17 protein-coding genes are annotated in these 16453 nt (G+C 66.8%); 5 read left to right on the top strand and 12 right to left on the bottom strand.

All coding sequences use genetic code 11. From position 1 onward, the window contains the following. Positions 1-29 precede the first annotated feature (29 nt). The 4 genes from ACI3KU_RS15340 to ACI3KU_RS15325 all read right to left on the bottom strand — a co-directional run bounded on the left by ACI3KU_RS15340 (position 30) and on the right by ACI3KU_RS15325 (position 5033). Complete coding sequence (locus ACI3KU_RS15340; protein WP_404923182.1) at positions 30-3332, bottom strand: efflux RND transporter permease subunit; 3303 nt, start codon at positions 3330-3332, stop codon at positions 30-32. A gap of 118 nt (positions 3333-3450) precedes the next feature. Further along, positions 3451-3813 (bottom strand): fluoride efflux transporter FluC, encoded by a 363-nt coding sequence (locus tag ACI3KU_RS15335; RefSeq protein WP_404923181.1) that lies wholly within the window; start codon positions 3811-3813, stop codon positions 3451-3453. Continuing rightward, complete coding sequence (locus tag ACI3KU_RS15330) at positions 3810-4190, bottom strand: CrcB family protein (protein WP_404923180.1); 381 nt, start codon at positions 4188-4190, stop codon at positions 3810-3812. The genes ACI3KU_RS15335 and ACI3KU_RS15330 overlap by 4 nt, the downstream gene beginning before the upstream one ends. A gap of 84 nt (positions 4191-4274) precedes the next feature. Further along, positions 4275-5033, bottom strand: coding sequence for a MerR family transcriptional regulator (locus ACI3KU_RS15325; RefSeq protein ID WP_404923179.1), 759 nt, complete (start codon positions 5031-5033; stop codon positions 4275-4277). Between the two features lie 156 nt (positions 5034-5189). Here ACI3KU_RS15325 and ACI3KU_RS15320 point away from each other — a divergent pair, with 156 nt between their 5' ends. Next, positions 5190-6293 carry a DUF4097 family beta strand repeat-containing protein gene (locus ACI3KU_RS15320; protein WP_404923178.1) on the top strand — a complete coding sequence of 368 codons (1104 nt, stop codon included), beginning with the start codon at positions 5190-5192 and terminating at the stop codon, positions 6291-6293. Beyond that, complete coding sequence (locus ACI3KU_RS15315; RefSeq protein WP_404923177.1) at positions 6293-6901, top strand: PadR family transcriptional regulator; 609 nt, start codon at positions 6293-6295, stop codon at positions 6899-6901. Before ACI3KU_RS15320 ends, ACI3KU_RS15315 begins: the two co-directional genes overlap by 1 nt. Before the next feature lie 103 nt (positions 6902-7004). Here the strand turns inward: ACI3KU_RS15315 and ACI3KU_RS15310 are convergent, their stop codons facing one another. Continuing rightward, a complete protein-coding gene (locus ACI3KU_RS15310; protein WP_404923175.1) occupies positions 7005-7538 on the bottom strand; it encodes a universal stress protein in 534 nt (177 codons plus the stop codon). A 177-nt stretch (positions 7539-7715) separates the two neighbouring features. On the opposite strand from ACI3KU_RS15310, the gene ACI3KU_RS15305 reads away from it, so the two are divergent. Continuing rightward, on the top strand, positions 7716-7904 hold the full coding sequence (locus tag ACI3KU_RS15305; protein ID WP_404923174.1) for a DUF3073 domain-containing protein: 189 nt from the start codon (positions 7716-7718) through the stop codon (positions 7902-7904). Between the two features lie 237 nt (positions 7905-8141). Here ACI3KU_RS15305 and ACI3KU_RS15300 read toward each other — a convergent pair whose 3' ends face one another. Then, positions 8142-8687: a phosphoribosyltransferase gene (locus ACI3KU_RS15300; protein ID WP_404923173.1), complete on the bottom strand. Its 546-nt coding sequence runs from the start codon at positions 8685-8687 to the stop codon at positions 8142-8144. Positions 8688-8710: 23 nt separating this feature from the next. Beyond that, positions 8711-9064 carry an iron chaperone gene (locus ACI3KU_RS15295; RefSeq protein WP_404923172.1) on the bottom strand — a complete coding sequence of 118 codons (354 nt, stop codon included), beginning with the start codon at positions 9062-9064 and terminating at the stop codon, positions 8711-8713. Between the two features lie 179 nt (positions 9065-9243). On the opposite strand from ACI3KU_RS15295, the gene ACI3KU_RS15290 reads away from it, so the two are divergent. Then, on the top strand, positions 9244-10176 hold the full coding sequence (locus tag ACI3KU_RS15290; RefSeq protein ID WP_404923171.1) for a hypothetical protein: 933 nt from the start codon (positions 9244-9246) through the stop codon (positions 10174-10176). A 6-nt stretch (positions 10177-10182) separates the two neighbouring features. Here the strand turns inward: ACI3KU_RS15290 and ACI3KU_RS15285 are convergent, their stop codons facing one another. The 3 genes from ACI3KU_RS15285 to purM form a co-directional block, all read right to left on the bottom strand. Continuing rightward, a complete protein-coding gene (locus ACI3KU_RS15285; protein WP_404923170.1) occupies positions 10183-10791 on the bottom strand; it encodes a flavin reductase family protein in 609 nt (202 codons plus the stop codon). A gap of 115 nt (positions 10792-10906) precedes the next feature. After that, complete coding sequence (gene purF / locus ACI3KU_RS15280) at positions 10907-12364, bottom strand: amidophosphoribosyltransferase (protein WP_404923169.1); 1458 nt, start codon at positions 12362-12364, stop codon at positions 10907-10909. 28 nt (positions 12365-12392) lie between these two features. Then, a complete protein-coding gene (gene purM, locus ACI3KU_RS15275; RefSeq protein WP_404923168.1) occupies positions 12393-13523 on the bottom strand; it encodes a phosphoribosylformylglycinamidine cyclo-ligase in 1131 nt (376 codons plus the stop codon). A 124-nt stretch (positions 13524-13647) separates the two neighbouring features. On the opposite strand from purM, the gene ACI3KU_RS15270 reads away from it, so the two are divergent. Beyond that, positions 13648-14670, top strand: coding sequence for an SMI1/KNR4 family protein (locus ACI3KU_RS15270; protein ID WP_404923167.1), 1023 nt, complete (start codon positions 13648-13650; stop codon positions 14668-14670). A gap of 3 nt (positions 14671-14673) precedes the next feature. On the opposite strand, the gene ACI3KU_RS15265 is transcribed toward ACI3KU_RS15270, so the two are convergent. Then, positions 14674-14988 (bottom strand): potassium transporter Trk, encoded by a 315-nt coding sequence (locus ACI3KU_RS15265; RefSeq protein ID WP_404923166.1) that lies wholly within the window; start codon positions 14986-14988, stop codon positions 14674-14676. A gap of 114 nt (positions 14989-15102) precedes the next feature. Next, a partial coding sequence (locus tag ACI3KU_RS15260; RefSeq protein WP_404923165.1) for an HtaA domain-containing protein occupies positions 15103-16453 on the bottom strand: 1351 nt, incomplete at its 5' end.

Genomic DNA, 16453 nt, shown 5'->3' with positions numbered 1-16453 from the left:
GGAGCGGCGTTTTCCATCTCTCTGACCGACTACTCGCCGCGAGCTCGACGCTCACGACGCGTCAGCGGGTGCTCGTCATCGTCCGCAGACGACTCCTGCACTGACGACTCCTGACGCTCCAGACGCAGACGGGCAACCTCTGAGGCCGGAAGCGTGTAGCCCGCCTCCTCATCGGTCTCCAACGCGTAGTCGGCGGCGGTGGACACCGCACCGGTGCGCACCGGACCACTCGGCGCTGCGTCGGCGACGGCGCCCTCTCGCTTCGCATGACGACGCTCCTTGGCGCCCTCGACGAGGTTGTACAGCGTCGGCAGCACCAGCAGGGTCAGCACCGTGGAGGACACCAGACCGCCGATGACGACGATCGCGAGCGGCTGCGAGATGAACCCGCCATGACCGGTGATGCCGAGCGCCATCGGCGTGAGCGCGAAGATCGTCGCCAGCGCGGTCATCAGAATCGGTCGCAGACGCATCGACGAACCGGTGAGCGTCGCGTCGTGGGTGCTGAGTCCGCGCGTGCGGTACTGGTTCACGAGATCGACGAGCACGATGGCGTTCGTCACCACGATGCCGATGAGCATCAGCACACCGATCAGCGACGCAGCACCCAGCGGCACGCCCGTGGCCAGCTGGAGCAGCACGGCACCCGTGGCCGAGAACGGCACCGAGATCAGCAGCAGCAGCGGCTGGCGCAGCGACTTGAAAGTCGCCACCATCACGATGTACACGATGAGGATGGCCGCCAGCATCGCGAGCCCCAGCTGGGAGAACGTGGTGGTCAACTGCTCCGTGGCACCGCCGATCGAGTACGCGGCGCCGTCCGGGAGCGAGACATCTTCGAGGGCCTTCGCGACCGCGCCACCCGCAGCGTTGAGATCATCGCCGGCCGGGGTGACGCTGATCGTCGCGGTCCGCTCACCGCGCGCGGTGGTGATGGACGCCGGGCCGTCAGCCTGATCCACCGCGGCCAGTGTCGAAAGCGCCACGGGACCCATCACGGTGGGAACCAGGGTGTTGCGCAGTTCCTCGATGGTGGCCGGCGGGTTCTCCGCGGCGACGTAGACGGTGACCGTGCTGCCGTCGATCTCGACGCTGCCCGCCTGCTGCGGACGCATGAGGCTCGAGACGATGCCGCCGACCGCGACCTCGCTGAGCCCCGCGGCCGCCGCTTTGTCGCGGTCAACGGTCACAGCGATGTAGGGCATCGATGCGGCCAGGTCGCTCGTGACCTGGCCCACGCCGTCCACACCCTGCAGCTTCGCCACGACGGCGTCGGATGCCGCCTGCAGCGTGCCGGCGTCGGGCGCGGTGATCTCCACCGTGATGTCGGAGGAGCCGATGCCCTGCGATGCGGTCATGCTGATCTCGCCGACATCGCTCAAGCCGTCGACGGCCTTCTGCACGTCGGCCCGGACCTTCTCCTGGTCGGCGTCGGAATCCGTCGTGATCGAGTAGGTCACACCACCCGAGCCGCCGGAGAAAGCGTCACGGAGCGCTGAGCCGGACGAGCCGATCGACACCTGCACGGTTTTCACGCCAGCCACGTCGATGACGGCCTGCTCCACCTTCTCCGCCGCGGCCTGCTGCACGTCGAGGCTGGCCGCCGTGCCCACCTTCTGCGACATCGTGAAGGTGTTCTGACCCGAGTCGCCGAAGGTGGTGAGCTTCATCAGCGGCGCGAGGGCGAACGTGCCACCCATCACCAACACGGCGATGAGGAGCGTCACTCCGGAGTGCTTCAGCGTCCAGCTCAAGATCGGCAGGTACGCCTTCTGCAGACGCGACGGCGGCGCCGAAGGATCCTCCGGATCGATGGGCGTTCCGTGCTCGTCCAGCACCGGCTTGCCGGGCTTCATGAACCAGTACGCCAGCACGGGAACGATGGTCAGCGCCACGAACAGGGAGGACAGCATCGCGATGGTGATGGTCATCGCGAACGGACGGAAGATCTCGCCGATCATGTCGCCGACGAAGGCGACCGGCAGGAACACGGCGACGGTGGTGATCGTGGATGCGGTGATCGCTCCCGCCACCTCGCGCACCGCCAGCAGGATCGATTTCGTCCGATCCGCGTCGCCCACGAAGTGCCGCTTGATGTTCTCGATCACCACGATCGAGTCGTCGACGACGCGACCGATCGCCATCGTCAGAGCACCCAGGGTCAGGATGTTCAGTGAATACCCGAAGGCCTGAATCCCGATGAAGGTGACGAGCACGCTCGTGGGGATGGAGATCGCGGTGACCAGCGTCGAACGCACTGAGAAGAGGAACAGCAGGATGATGAGAACCGCGAACACGAGGCCCAGCAGGCCCTCCTGCGCGAGCGATTCGATCGACTGCGTGATGTAGGGCGCCTGGTCGAAGATGACGGTGAACTTGGCGCCGCCGAGCTGCTGCTCCAGGTCTGCGAGCGCATCGTTCACGGCCTTCGAGACGTCGACGGTGTTGGCCGAGGGCAGCTTGCTGATGGCGATGGTCAGCGCACTTTGACCGTCCACGCGCGACAGCGAGGTGACCGGATCGGTGGCCTCCACGACCGTGGCCACATCCGCAATCGTCTTGGTGCCCCCGGCGATCTGCTCCGCCGAGGTGGGAACCAGCGGCAGGGCGGCGATGTCCTCGACGGAGGTCAGCTTCGCACCGGACTGGACCGTGAGAGTCTGACCGTTCTCGGTGATGTCGCCGCCGGGGAAGAGCGTGCCGTTCTGCTTGAGCGCATCGGTGATCGCCTGCTGCGAGTAACCCGCCTGCGCCAGCCGTGCGGGGTCGGGAGTGATGGTGACACGCTGCCCGGAGCCGCCCACGATGGAGGCCGAGGCCACGCCGTCCAGGTGCTCGAGCTTCGGCACGGCGATGGTGCTCAGCTGGTCCTGCAGCTTGGCGGCGTCCTGACCGTCGGTGCCGACCGCGAGCTGGATGACCGGAAGATCATCGAAGGAGATCGACAGCACCTGCGGCTGCACACCGGTGGGCAGCTGCGACGAGATGCGGTTGACCGCCTGCTGCACTTTCTGCTCTGCCGTCGCGAGATCGGTGCCGTAGGTGAACGACAGCTGGATCATCGACGCGTTGGTGGTGCTGGTCGCGGTGCTCGATTCGAGTCCGGGCACCGACTGCACGGCCGTCTCGATCGGGGTGGAGACGTCGGCGCTCACCACATCCGGCGACGCGCCGGGATAGGTACTGGCCACGAGGAGGGCGGGAAGCTGCACCGAGGGGAACAGCTCCTGCTTCAGGTTGACCAGGGCGAGCCCGCCGAAGACGGCCGCCACGATCGTGATCAGCGCGATGAGCGCGCGGTTGTACAGGCTGAGGACGGCGAGTTTCGACACGGACTCTCCCAGAGAGGGCCCTCGCCGTCGGCACGGAGGGGGCGATTATCGGGTCGCGCGAGCGCGCGGTGTCAGTATCCCATGGGCGTCTTGTACGATTCCCAGTCGCGCCACAGGCTCAGAGACCTCCGGCGACGGCGAGGCCGGCGGCCGCGGCACCGAGGCAGAGAGCGAAGGTGCCGATGGTGTTGCCCGCTGCGGCGATCCACCGTCTGGTGCCCAGCATCGACGCTGCCGCCGCGCTCACCGAACTGAAGGTGGTGTAGCCGCCGAGGAGTCCCGTCCCGAGGATCCACCCGACCTCACTGGTGCCGAACAGGCCGGTCACGACGCCCAGCGCGAATGATCCGGTGATGTTGACGAGGAGTATGCCCCAGGGGAAGCGCTGGCTCCAGGGCAGGGTGACGACTTCGATGACCCAGCGCAGCACGGCTCCCACACCGCCGGCGAGACCGATCAGTAGCAGCAGCAGCGGGTTCACGGGCGGCTCCCGCCTCGGCCGAGGCGAAGCCCGGCGAACGCCGCGATCACGCCCAGCACGACGGTGAGCACTGCGATCCAGAACCACAGCGGACTGGCGGCGTGGACGGCCAGAGCACTGTAGGTGGTGAACCCGCCGAGCAGACCGGTGCCGAGCAGCAGCCGAAGACGACGATCACGCTCGGTGGCGGCACGACGCAGCATCACCCCGGTGAGCAGTCCCAGGGCGAGCGCACCGACCACGTTGACCGCAAGCAGTCCCCAGGTCTGCCATCCGGATGCGGTGGGCAACAGCAGGAGCGTTCGCAGCACCGTGCCGACCGCGCCGCCGACGAACACCAGCGCGGCATCCGTCCAGGAGAGCGCGGGGCGTGGCATGTCCCCACGGTACTTCGTCCCGTTTCATCGTGCGCACATCGACCACTCGATATCCGAGGGCAACCATGTGCGCACGATGAACGGTCAGGACAGGTTGACGCGCACGTATTCACGCAGCGCATCGCGCACGAAGCTCGCGCCGGCTTCCCCGCCGTAGTTGGCGCCGAAGCGCGGATCGGCGACGTACATCTCGCCGAGTCCGAGGAGGTATCCGGCGAGGTTGCCGCCCTCGGCAGCCGGAGTGCCCGGCACCGAGGTGAGCCAGGCGACGTGCCGAGCGGCCAGCTCCTGTGCGAGCGCCGACGCCGGGTCCTCGCCTGTTTCTGCCGCCGCAGTCCAGTCGGCGCCGAGCTGCGCGGTGCGCTGCTGCCAGCCGGCGCGATCATCGGCGCTCATGCCCCGCCACCAGCGGTCGGAGCTCGCATACGCCTCCTTCCCCCAGCGCTCTTCCACCTCATCGCGATACTGCGTGTGGTCGAATCCGTCCAAGGCGTTCTCAGCCATCAGGCTCTTTCCTTTCTGTCGGGCATGGATCGTGGTCTGCACCGCTCGGATCTGGCGATCCAGTCGCTCGCGCTCCGCCTCGAGCAGTTCGAGGTGCACGCTGAGGGCGGCGTGTTCCGGGACATCTCGGTCCAGCACATCTGCAATCTGCGGCAGCCCGAGCCCGAGCTGGCGCAGCAGCAGGATGCGCTGGAGTCGGACGAGGGCGTCCTCGTCATAGTGCCGGTATCCGTTCGCGGCGATGCGCGTCGGCGGCAGCAGCCCGATGTCGTCATAGTGACGCAGCGTTCTGCTGGTGGTGCCGGCGAGCTTCGCCAGGTGTTGAATCGACCAATCCATGCGTGTTCTTCCTTCCGCATACGACGGTAGAAGCTTCCGTTGCGTCAATGTCAAGCGAAGTCAGGCTGAGAATTCTCCGATCGACGTCAAACTCGCGATATATCGTGTTACTGTTCCAACACGCGATATATCGCGAACAGATTCAAGGAGAACATCATGGCCGAGAAGTGGCTCATCCAGCCGGGTCAGACGCGCGTGATCGACGTCGCCGCGGAACCCCGCATCAAGATCGGACTCGTCGGCGGGCAGGTTGACGTCGTGGCACACGACGAGCCCACCGTGCGCATCGAAGTGCATGACGTGACCGTCAAGGATCTGCGGATCGAGGTGACGGACGGCCTCATCGAGATCGATCACCCGCAGCTGCGCTGGGACAACTTCCTGGAGGTCTTCCGCAACTTCGGCGGCGGCGGACCGAAGGCGGAGGTGTCCGTCGCTGTCCCCCGCGACATCGCCCTCACCCTCGGCGTCGTCAGCGCCGGTGCACTCGTCACTGGCCTTGTCCGCGACGCGAAGGTCAACACGGTGACGGGTGACATGCTCGTCGACGGCCACGACGGCAACCTCACGGCCAACGCCGTCTCGGGTGAGATCCAGGTACGCGGACTCAACGGCGACTTCGGCGCCAACAGCGTCTCGGGCGATGTCGCCGTCACCGGACGCCTCCGCAAGGTCCTCGTCGACACGGTTTCCGGCGACGTCTCGATCGACGGCGAGGGCGAGCTCTACACGGTGAACGCGAACACCGTGTCCGGCAACGTCACCGTTCGCCTGGATGAGGGGCGCCCCGCCAACTTCATCACCCGCACCGTCAGCGGACGCGTGCAGATCGACGGCGTCCTGCGCTCGAAGTCGGGGCCCTCCAACGTCACCGACACGGTCGGCGACCTCAGCGGATCGTTCCTGGACCTCAACAGCAACACGGTGTCGGGCGACATCACTGTGCTGCGACGTCGCGTTGACGCTTTCGACGCGCCGTCGTTCGCGGATGGCGGCTCCCACGCCCGTCACGACATCCCCACGGGTGAGCCGTTCCGCGCCAGCGAGGCGGACGCCGCCGACACGGGGGCGGACGCGGGTACGGAGGCAGCGGCCGCCGCGGGCTCCTCCGCCGGCGATCACCCGACCGGCGTCGACGATTCCGCGGACACGGACGGCCCAGCCGACACTGGCTTCGGCACCGCCACCAGCACCAGCACCAGCACCAGCACCAGCACCAGCACCAGCACCGACTCCGCCACCGATGGTGAGGTTCGCTGATGTCTCCGGTCTTCTCGCATGGCGATCTGCGCCTGTACCTGCTCCGTCTGCTGGATGAGGAGCCGCGTCACGGCTATGACCTGATCCAGGCGCTGACCGATCGGACCGGAGGCACCTACACTCCCAGTGCCGGCACGATCTATCCGCGTCTCGCAAAGCTCGAGGACGAAGGCCTGGTGACCAAGACCGTCGATGGTCGTAAGACCGTCTATGCCATCACGGACGCCGGTCGTGCCGAGGTCGCCGCCCGCGCGAACGATCTCGAGGGCATCGAGTCCGGCCTCGCCGACTCCGTGCGACTCATCGCTGACGGCGTCCGCGCCAGCGTCAAGGAGGCGATGCGGAGCCTGAATGCCGACCTCGCCGCGGCCGCGCGCAGCGAGCGTGAGCAGGCGAAGACGGCACCGCCCGCACCGGACTCCCGCGGTGAGAGCCGCCAGCAGCTCCAGCGTCTCGATGCCGTGGTGAACGAGTTCCGCGGCCGCGTGCGCGCCGAGTCGCGCACCTTCGTCGCGCGCGGCGGCGTGCTGAATCCTGCTGTCGTCGATCAGCTGGCCGCGTCCCTCGACGCTGCTACCCACGACATCATCCGCGCCCTGCACCGCTGAGCCCCACGGTTCGTGAGCGTCCTACCGCGCCACCACCTCCGGTTCCTGAGCGAGCGAAGCGAGACGACATGCTCGTCGCAAGCTTTTCGCTCGGGGACCGGAGTCAGGCCTCCGGGACCAGAGGCTGGTCGGCGGGGACCGGCTTCGCGCTGGGCACGACGAGGATGCTGCGGGCCTGCCGGTGGCTCAGCCGCGCCGCGACCGAGCCGTTGAAGAACTCGCGGAGCGACTCGCCGAGGCCGGGGCGGCGCGTGCCGACGACGATCAGCGAGGCATCGAGGTCGTCAGCCAGCCCCGCGATCGCGAGGGCAGGGTCGCCGGAGAGCTGGCGGACCGTCCAGGTGACGTCGTGGTCGACGAGAACGTTGGCGCACTCAAGCTCGACTGCCTCCGCGTCCGCGGCGACTGCAGCCGATGCAAGTTCGATGTTGGCGGTGGGCACCATGCCGGTTGGATCATCAAAACCGAGGTACCGACCGACATCGACCGTGACCACCACGAGCGGAACATGGAAGAGTTCGGCGAATCGTGCAGCTTCTTTTACAACACGCGGTTGCTGGCCGGCCACTAGACCGACGACCACCGCGCCGCGCAATTCCGCGTCACTACGCTCTCCGACGGGACGGTTCTCATTCATCGTTCCTTCTCCTTCCGCCGGAAGAATGCCTCCGGCAGCGGTTCGGACGGTGCAACCGCCGGGGGCGGCGGCGCCGCGTGATATCCTGGATTTTACTCTTACCGGTCCTGTAACCGGTCCTGTGAAACCGTCGGACAAGTCAAATCTGTCCGCATCTGACTCGTGAGGGGGTCTCGCATGGGGCGTGGCCGTCAGAAGGCAAAGCACACGAAGCTTGCCCGCGAACTGAAGTCGTTCAGCCCATCGGTGAACTATGCCGCGCTAGAGCGCGAGCTGGGCGCCGAGCACGACTCCGAGCCGGAGTATGTGGACAAGTGGGCAGACGAATACGAAGACGAAGAGGAAGACGAACTCGAGAAGGCTTAGCCTTCTCGTTCCTTCCGCGCCGAGTGGCACTCCTGGTGAGTGTCCACTCGGCCTTTCGTGTTCCTGCGCCGCCGTCGTACCGGTCCGGACGTAGCGTGGTCTCAATTTCCGTACGCACATGCCTCTCACCGGACATTTGCTGAGACCGCATCAGAGTCTGGTCTCACCAGCTGCATCGAAGTGGTCGCCGAATAGCGCCATCTGAGACCGAGCCTCGGATGTGGGACGGGACGAGGATCAACCCTCGGTGACCGGGGGCTTGTCCGACCAGGGGAACGCGATCCAGCGATCCGTGATCTTCCACGTGTAATCGGGCTTGATCACCGACGTCGGCTTGGTGAACAGCACTACGGAGCGCGCATCCACGGCCAGTCGCTCGGCGGCGACGCCGTCACCGTCCGCGTCCACCGGGATACCCTGCGTGCGGATCATGCGCATCACCAGATCGAGCGTCTTACCGGAATCGGCGACATCGTCAACGACGAGCACCCGCTTGCCCGGAAGCTCGGACGTGTCCATCAACGGCGGCAGAATCACCGGCTCGACAAGCGTCTCACCCACGCCGGTGTAGAACTCGACGTTGAGAGTTCCCATGGCCTTGATGCCCAGGGCGTACCCGAGCGCGCCCGCCGGAAGCAGTCCCCCACGCGCGATGGCGATCACCAGGTCGGGCATCCATCCCGACGCCACCACGGTACGCGCGAGATCACGCGCCGCCTCACCGAATCCGTCCCAGGTGAGGACTTCCAGTTCACGATCCGCCGCGACGTCATCGAATGCCATGGATCAATCGTAGTCGCCCCTGTTCAGCGCTCGATTTCCGCCAGGCGGGTCTGGACGATCGATCGGATCGCCTGCGGCGGCAGCGGCGCGTCGAGCGCGAAATGGAGTGAGCCCTTCGTCGAGCCGATCACGCCGGGGAGAGCGCCATCCGCCAACACGCGCGCAACGACGTCAGCAGAGTATGGATAGACACCGATGTGCTTCTTCGTGTGCATGATGCTGATCACACCCTTCCCGTCGAGCGCGAGCGCCGGCATGCCGTACTTCAGCGTCTCCACGGCTTCGGGCACCATGTCACGAACGATCGCGTAGGCATCACGAATCAGCTCGCCCACCGGTGACGGCAAACCCGCGACGTAGTCATCGACAGTTCCCATGTGCCCCATGCTCGCACGTGGCTCGCCCACTTCACACGAACCGAACGACGACGATAGTTCCAATGCACCACGGGCATCAGGCGCACACGACACTGCGCCTCCAGCGCACCACGCAGACCGCACGCACCCGCACCACGCAGACCGCAGACACCCGCACGCCGACCGCTACGCTTTCGTTCATGGTCACTGCCACTTTGATCGCATACCTCGACGGTCTTGACGCGAATGAAGGGGTTGTCACCTGTCGCGACGCGATTCACGCCTTCGACGGCCGGATTCTCCGGACCTGGGATGCCGCAGGTGCGGCCGATGTTCGCGACCTCGACGCACCGGGAGCGACGCTCCTTGCGGTGCACGCTGACACCGCGGTGCTCAGCGACGACACCGGAACGCTCATCGACCGAGGGGGAGCGGAGCCGACCCGGATCCCGGTGCGGGCGGATGCCGCGGTGCCTGTCGCTGACGGATGGCTGCTCACCGAGCCGCGCGACCGAGACAACACGGGGTGGTCGCAATCGCACGCGATCGTCTGGGTGGACGCCACCGGAGAGATTCGTTCGGAGCACATCCTGGAGGTGTTCGGCGCACGACCCTCGGGCGTTTCGCACCCCACCGAGCCGGCCGCGCTATTGGAGTTCCCGATGGGACAGGACGGCACCCTCCTGGCGGCAGTACGCGTCGTCGGGGACGAGCTCGAGGTCACCGAACTTCTCGGAGCAGAGGATCCCGTCATCGGAGGCTTCTCTCCGGACGGATCGACGTTCCTCGTGCTTCCGTATCCGTCGGATCCCGACGTGGCGTTGATCGCCTCCTGGCCGTCGGGCGACGTCATCGCGCGCGTCAGCGCCACGGACCTCGACCTCGAGCGGGGATTCGATCTCACCGGGGGCTATCTCGGTGCGGATCGCGTGGTGCTGCTGGCGACCGAGACGGGGCCCGTCCTCGCAGCAAGTGATCTGTCAGGCGCTGCGCTGATCGAGCTGATCGGACTGGATGAGATCGCCGACGAAGATTCGTGGATCTCGCAGGTGTTTCCGGTCGGCAACGACTCGTTCGTGATCGGTGTCACCGACGGAGGCGACACGATCGCCACGCTGTGGCGGATCAGCTGACGTTCATCAGCCGCCGGGGACGGGCGGCAGCTCGATGATCTCGTCCACCCGCGTGTACCGCGGGCCAGCGAGACGCCCGATTGGACGAACGCGGTCGTGCAGGATGCGATCGTCACCCCAGACGTCATCGCGCACATGCCAGCCGACAACCGTTCCGACGACGAAGCTGCCCCCGGTCGGCGAGAACTGCATCACGCGATCGAGGTGGCATTCCATCGCAACGGGGACGTCAGCCAGCCGAGGTACGGAGACGGCCTCGCTCGGGGCAAGCGGAAGACCGAGGTGGTCGGGCTCGCCGATCTCGGCGGTGAATCCCTCCGAGCTGGCGTGAAGAACCTGCAGCATCGACTCGTCGGCGATGTTGACGACGTACTCGCCCGTGGCGCGGATGTTGTGAAGGGTGTCTTTGTCCCGCGTCGATCCGTCGATCGCACGCTGCTGGATCGTGACGCCGAGCATCGGCGGATCGATGCTCACCCACGTGAACGCGCTGAAGGGCGCGAGGTTCACGGGGTCCGTTCCGGACGTGATCCAGGCGATCGGGCGCGGCATCACCGACCCGACAAGCAGTCGGTACCCGCCGCCACGCGGGAGATCAGTCGCATCGATGTACACGCCAACGCCTTTCGTCGATTCCAGTCTGTCGCAGGCGACATCCGGCGCGCTTCGTCTCGCTGACGCGGTTGCAGAGCGCCCCGCGTCCGCTGACGCGGACTCGTACGGAGACGGGTCAGCTGGACTTGGAGGCCTCGACCCAGGTGAGGTACTCGTTGGTGACGTCGTCGGTCACGTACTCGCCGTTGAAGCAGCTGAGGTCGAGCCGGGTGATGTCGGAGCCCTCGAGGATCGCGTCACGGAGGTCGTCGACCTCCTGGTACACGAGGTAGTCGCAGCCGAGCTCCTCGGCGATCTCCGGGATGGTGCGGCCGTGGGCGATGAGTTCCTGGCGCGACGGAATGTTGATGCCGTACACGTTGGGGTGGCGGACCGGAGGCGCAGCGGAGGCAAAGGTCACGGACGCTGCTCCCGCATCGCGCGCCATCTGGATGATCTCCTTGCTCGTGGTGCCGCGCACGATCGAGTCATCGATGAGGAGGACGTTCTTGCCCGCGAACTCGCTCGGCATCGCGTTGAGCTTCTGGCGCACGCTCTTCTTGCGAACCGCCTGCCCCGGCATGATGAACGTGCGACCCACGTAGCGATTCTTGTAGAAGCCCTCGCGATACTCGATGCCGAGCTTGCGAGCGACCTCCATCGCCGACGGACGTGAGGAGTCCGGAATCGGCATCACCACGTCGATGAGCCCCTCAGGAACGTGGCGGGCGATGGTGTCGGCGAGCTTGTCGCCCATGCGCAGGCGCGACTCGTACACGGCGATCCCGTTCATCACCGAGTCGGGGCGCGCGAGGTAGACGTACTCGAACGCGCACGGCGCCAGCTGCGTCTCCGCCGCGCACTGCTGCGAGAAGAGGTTGCCGTCCTGGTCGATGAAGACCGCTTCTCCGGGGGCGACATCGCGCACCACGTCGTAGTCGCCGTTGTCCAGCACGAGGGACTCGCTGGTGACGACCCACTCGTCCTGGTCGCCGGCGCGACGCTTGCCGAGGATGAGCGGACGGATGCCGAACGGATCGCGGAATGCGAGCAGACCGTAACCCGCGATCACCGCGATCGCCGCGTACGATCCGCGCACGCGCTCGTGCACACGACTGACGGCGTCGAAGATCTGCGTGGCGTCGAGCTCGGGACCGGACTTGGTGTTCTGCAGCTCGCTGGCCAGCACGTTCACCAGCATCTCGGTGTCGCTGGAGGTGTTGAGGTGACGACGGTCGCTCTGGAAGATCTCCTGCTCGAGCTCACGCGTGTTGGTGAGGTTGCCGTTGTGCACCAGCACGATGCCGTACGGCGCGTTCACGTAGAACGGCTGGGCCTCCTGCTCGTTGCTGGCGGCACCCATCGTGGCGTAGCGGACATGGCCGAGGCCGATGTTTCCGAGCAGCGTGCGCATGTCACGGGTGCGGTAGCCCTCGCGGACCATGCCCCTCAGCTTGTGCACGTGCACGTGGCCGCCGGTCTCGGCGGTCGCGATGCCGGTGGAATCCTGGCCGCGGTGCTGCAGCAGCAGCAGCGCGTCGTAGATGTCCTGATTGACGGGGCCTGCTCCGACGACGCCGACGATGCCGCACATTATTCGGGGGGTTTCCTTACTTCGTAATTCAGCGGGCGTAGGAGCCGACGAGACGCACCGCGCCGCCGTCGACGCCCTTGGCGCCCTGTTCGAACTCGCCCGCCGGGCGGTTCGTGGTGTGCACCGTGCCGACCTGCCAGGCGGCGATGCCGGTGGCCTCGATCGTGCGGATGGCGTCTGCAGCGCGGGATGCGTCGACGACAGCGAAGAAGCCGACGCCGAGGTTCCAGGTGCCCTCGGTGGACTCCAGGGACGTCCCGGCGATCTCGTTGAGCACGCGGAACACCGGCGAGGGCGACCACGTGGAGCGTTCGACCTCGGTCCAGGAACCCAGCGGAAGCACGCGCGCCAGGTTGGCGGCGAGGCCGCCACCGGTGACATGGCTGAGCGCATGCACGCCATCGCCGATCGCGTCGATGAGACCCAGCAGCGGCGTGGTGTAGAGGCGAGTGGGCTCGAGCAGCGCCTCACCCCAGGTGGTGCCGAGATCGGCGGAGTTGTCACCGTAGGAGATGCCGGCGCCGGTGATGATGTGGCGCACCAGCGAGAAGCCGTTCGAGTGCAGTCCCGACGACGCCAGCGCGAGAATCACGTCACCGTCACGCACGCGCTCAGCACCGAGCACGCGGTCAGCCTCGACCACGCCCGTCGCCGCGCCAGCCATGTCGTAGTCGTCTGCCCCGAGGAGACCGGGGTGCTCCGCGGTCTCGCCGCCGACCAGCGCCGTCCCCGTGGCCGCGCACGCCTCGGCGACGCCGCGAACGATCTCCGCGATCCGCTCCGGGAACACCTTGCCGCAGGCGATGTAGTCGGTCATGAACAGCGGCTTCGCGCCCACCACGACGATGTCGTCGACGACCATCCCGACCAGGTCCTGGCCCACGGTGTCGTGCTTGTCGATCGCCTGGGCGATGGCCACCTTCGTGCCGACACCGTCGGTGGAGGTGGCGAGCAGCGGACGGCGGTAGCCGAGCAGGGCGGATGCGTCGAACAGGCCGGCGAATCCGCCGACACCACCCAGCACCTCGGGTCCGTGCGTGCCACGAACGGCCGACTTCATGAGTTCGACCGCGAGGTCTCCGGCAGCGGTGTCGACACCGGCTGCGGCGTAGGAGTTGGGGGTGGAGGACGAGGAGGATTCGGCGGTTTCTGCGGCCACACGCCAAGTCTAACGGGAGGTGAACGCGCCGCGGACCGCGGGTGAGCGAGCGCGCAGAGGCGACGCGCTCAGATGAGCGGGATACTGTTCGACGGCGCATGGCAGACTTCCCTCGGGAGGACACATGTCGATCTTCAGCGAGGGTGAGCTGGCGGGATTGTTCGACGATTCCGCGTACGGTCTCGAGAAGTACACCGAGCCGGCACCCAGCGACGCGCTCGTGGCGGAAGTCGAGGCGGAGCTCGGGTACCGGCTGCCCGCGGCCTACGTCGAACTCGCCCGCACGCGCAACGGCGGAACACTGGAGCGCAACTGCTTCCCCACCACCGACGCGCATGTGTGGGCGGACGATCATGTCGCCGTCACCGGGCTCTACGCCATCGGACGCACTGCCACCTGGTCGCTGCTCGGCGACCTCGGCTCCCCCTTCATGCAGGCGGAGTGGGGCTATCCCGATATCGGCGTCTGCTTCGCTGACACCCCCACTGGCGGTCACAGTGAGTTCATGTTCGACTATCGCGAGTGCGGCCCGAAGGGCGAGCCGTCCGTGGTGGTCGTCGATCAGGAGAACGACTACCGCATCTCGTTCATCGCACCGGATTTCCAGACCTTCATCCGGGGCCTGGTACCGGAGGACGTTTTCCTCGACGATCCGGATGAGATCCTCGCCGACGAGCTGGAGAAGGTGAACGAGGGTTCGTTCTCCCCGATCGTCCTGCGCGGCATCGCGGCCGTCGGTCCGACGTTGAACGACGCCGAGGCCAGCATCCGTACGATCGCGCGACGCATCGCGCAGGAGAAGGGCTTCTTCGCGCTGCACGCGGACGGCGAGTCCCATCTGATGTACGCCACGATGTTCCTGCTGTACTCATCGCTCACCACCGCGATGTCAATGGCGGACTTCCTCGACCAGGATCCGGAACATCGCACCTACGATCATCCGTGCTACGAGATGATGATTCCGTTCTCCTACACGAGTGAGCCGTACGGCTTCCGCACCGGTGGGTGGGCGCGCGACTTCGTCGCAGACTGGTGGGACCAGCAGATCGCGGCCGGAGGGATCGTGGAGACGCCAGAGGGCTTCCGGTTCTCACCAGAAACGGAAACAGGGCTGGTGCGTCTGCTCAACGTCTACGCGACGTTGTGAGCGTCAGTCCTCGATGAACGTCTCACGCTCGATGGTGACGGTGCGCGTGCGCCGACCGGCCATCTTGTCGAGGATGAGGGCGACGATCGCACCGACTGCGACGCCGCAGACCACGCAGAACAGCGCGAGGAAGCCGAACACGGCGCCGGGCGAGTAGGTCACACCGATGGCGCTGGGCGTGTTGGTGCCGTCGAAGGCAAAGGTGAGGATGGCCGCGGTGATGAGGCCGAGTCCTCCGCCGAGCACCAGGAACACGCCGTACTTGGGAACCCGTCGGATGCGGGCCTCCGACACAGCGGGAGGAGTGTGATCGGCCATGCGTCCATTCTGGCACCGTGCACCTGTGCGTTAGCTTCGCTCTTTCGAGACGGTGCGTCCGCATACGCCAGAAGGCGGGGGATCACTCCCCCGCCTTCTGTCTTATGTTCCGGATCAGACCGAAGCGACCGCCAGACGACGACGCACGATCACGCCGGCACCGAGGGCGATCAGTCCGAGCGCAGCCCAGAGGAGGGCGGCCGGAGCCTCGGAACCGGTCACGGCCAGCGACGCATCCGTAGATGAGTCGCACGGAACCTCCGCGCCGAGCGAGAACGAGAACGAGACGGGGTCGAGCGCGTCACCAGCGCTGTAGAAGCCCATGAAGGCCGCAGCACCGGCAGCGGTCAGCGTCGCCGGGACGCCGTCCCAGCTGAGGCCGGACGAGCTCGCAGCGGACAGGTTCAGGGTCGCGAAGGCGACGCCCGACTGGTTCACTGCTGCCTTGCCGCCGTAGCCCGCCGACACGACATCCACGTAGAGCGTCGCCGAGGAGGCGCCGTTCAGCACGATGCGCGGGTTGGACAGGGTCAGATCCAGCAGGCCGCTGTGGCCGGTGAAGCTGGCCGAACCGGAGTAGCTCACGCGACCACGGTCATCCTTGGCGTTGTAGGCACCCGACGCCGAACCCCAGCCGATGGACGAGGAGCCCTTCGCGATCGACCCGTTGATGTAGTTCACGAAGCTGGCCTTCACGCCCCACTCGAAGCTGCCACCGGTGATCTCCTGCGCCGTGCACACCGGGGCTGCCGGCGTGGTCGTCTCGGGAGCCGGAGTCGGCTGGGCCGGAGCTGCCACGGTGATGGTGGAGCGCTTCTCGATATCCCCCGAGGTGACGATCACGGTGTGCTCGCCCGCCGGGAAGTCGGCGGGGAGGGTGCCGGTCACACTGAACGCGCCCGCCTCGTCCGCCGTGGTGGTGCCGAGGGTGAACGGCTCGGAGTGGATGGTCACCGTGATGGGCGCGCCGGCCGGGAAGCCGACGCCGGAGACGGTCAGCTCACCTCCGGGCTTGACCACGGCCGCACCCACGCGGATCGCGGGTTCCAGGGCGACGTCCTGGATCTCGATCGCCGCGAAGGCATCCAGCGAACGGTCCGTGATCGACAGGCCGTGGGCTGCCGACGTCGCGAATTGGTAGCTCGCCTTCGGGTCCAACGTTCCGGCCGGCACTGTGAAGGTGGCGGTGAAGGAGCCGCCCGTGACCCGCTGCGGGGTGATCCACTGCACATCCAGCCAGCCGTCCTGCGGGAACGCCGTCTTGCCCTGCCAGAGCGAGGTGTCGCCCAGGCCGATGTAGACGCCGTTCGCTGCGGCCGCACCGGTGTAGCCGGTGCCGGTCACCGTGATGACGTTCTCGACGTTCGGGTTGAGGGCGCTCGCGTGCGAGACGCTCAGCTCCGGGCCGTCCGGGCTCGGCGTCGTGGGCGTCGGTGTCGGGGTGGGCGTCGTTGTCGGAGTGGGC

The sequence above is a fragment of the Microbacterium sp. ZW T5_56 genome (assembly GCF_044987425.1).
GTDB lineage: Bacteria > Actinomycetota > Actinomycetes > Actinomycetales > Microbacteriaceae > Microbacterium.
This window is presented reverse-complemented; position numbering and strand designations above follow the sequence as displayed.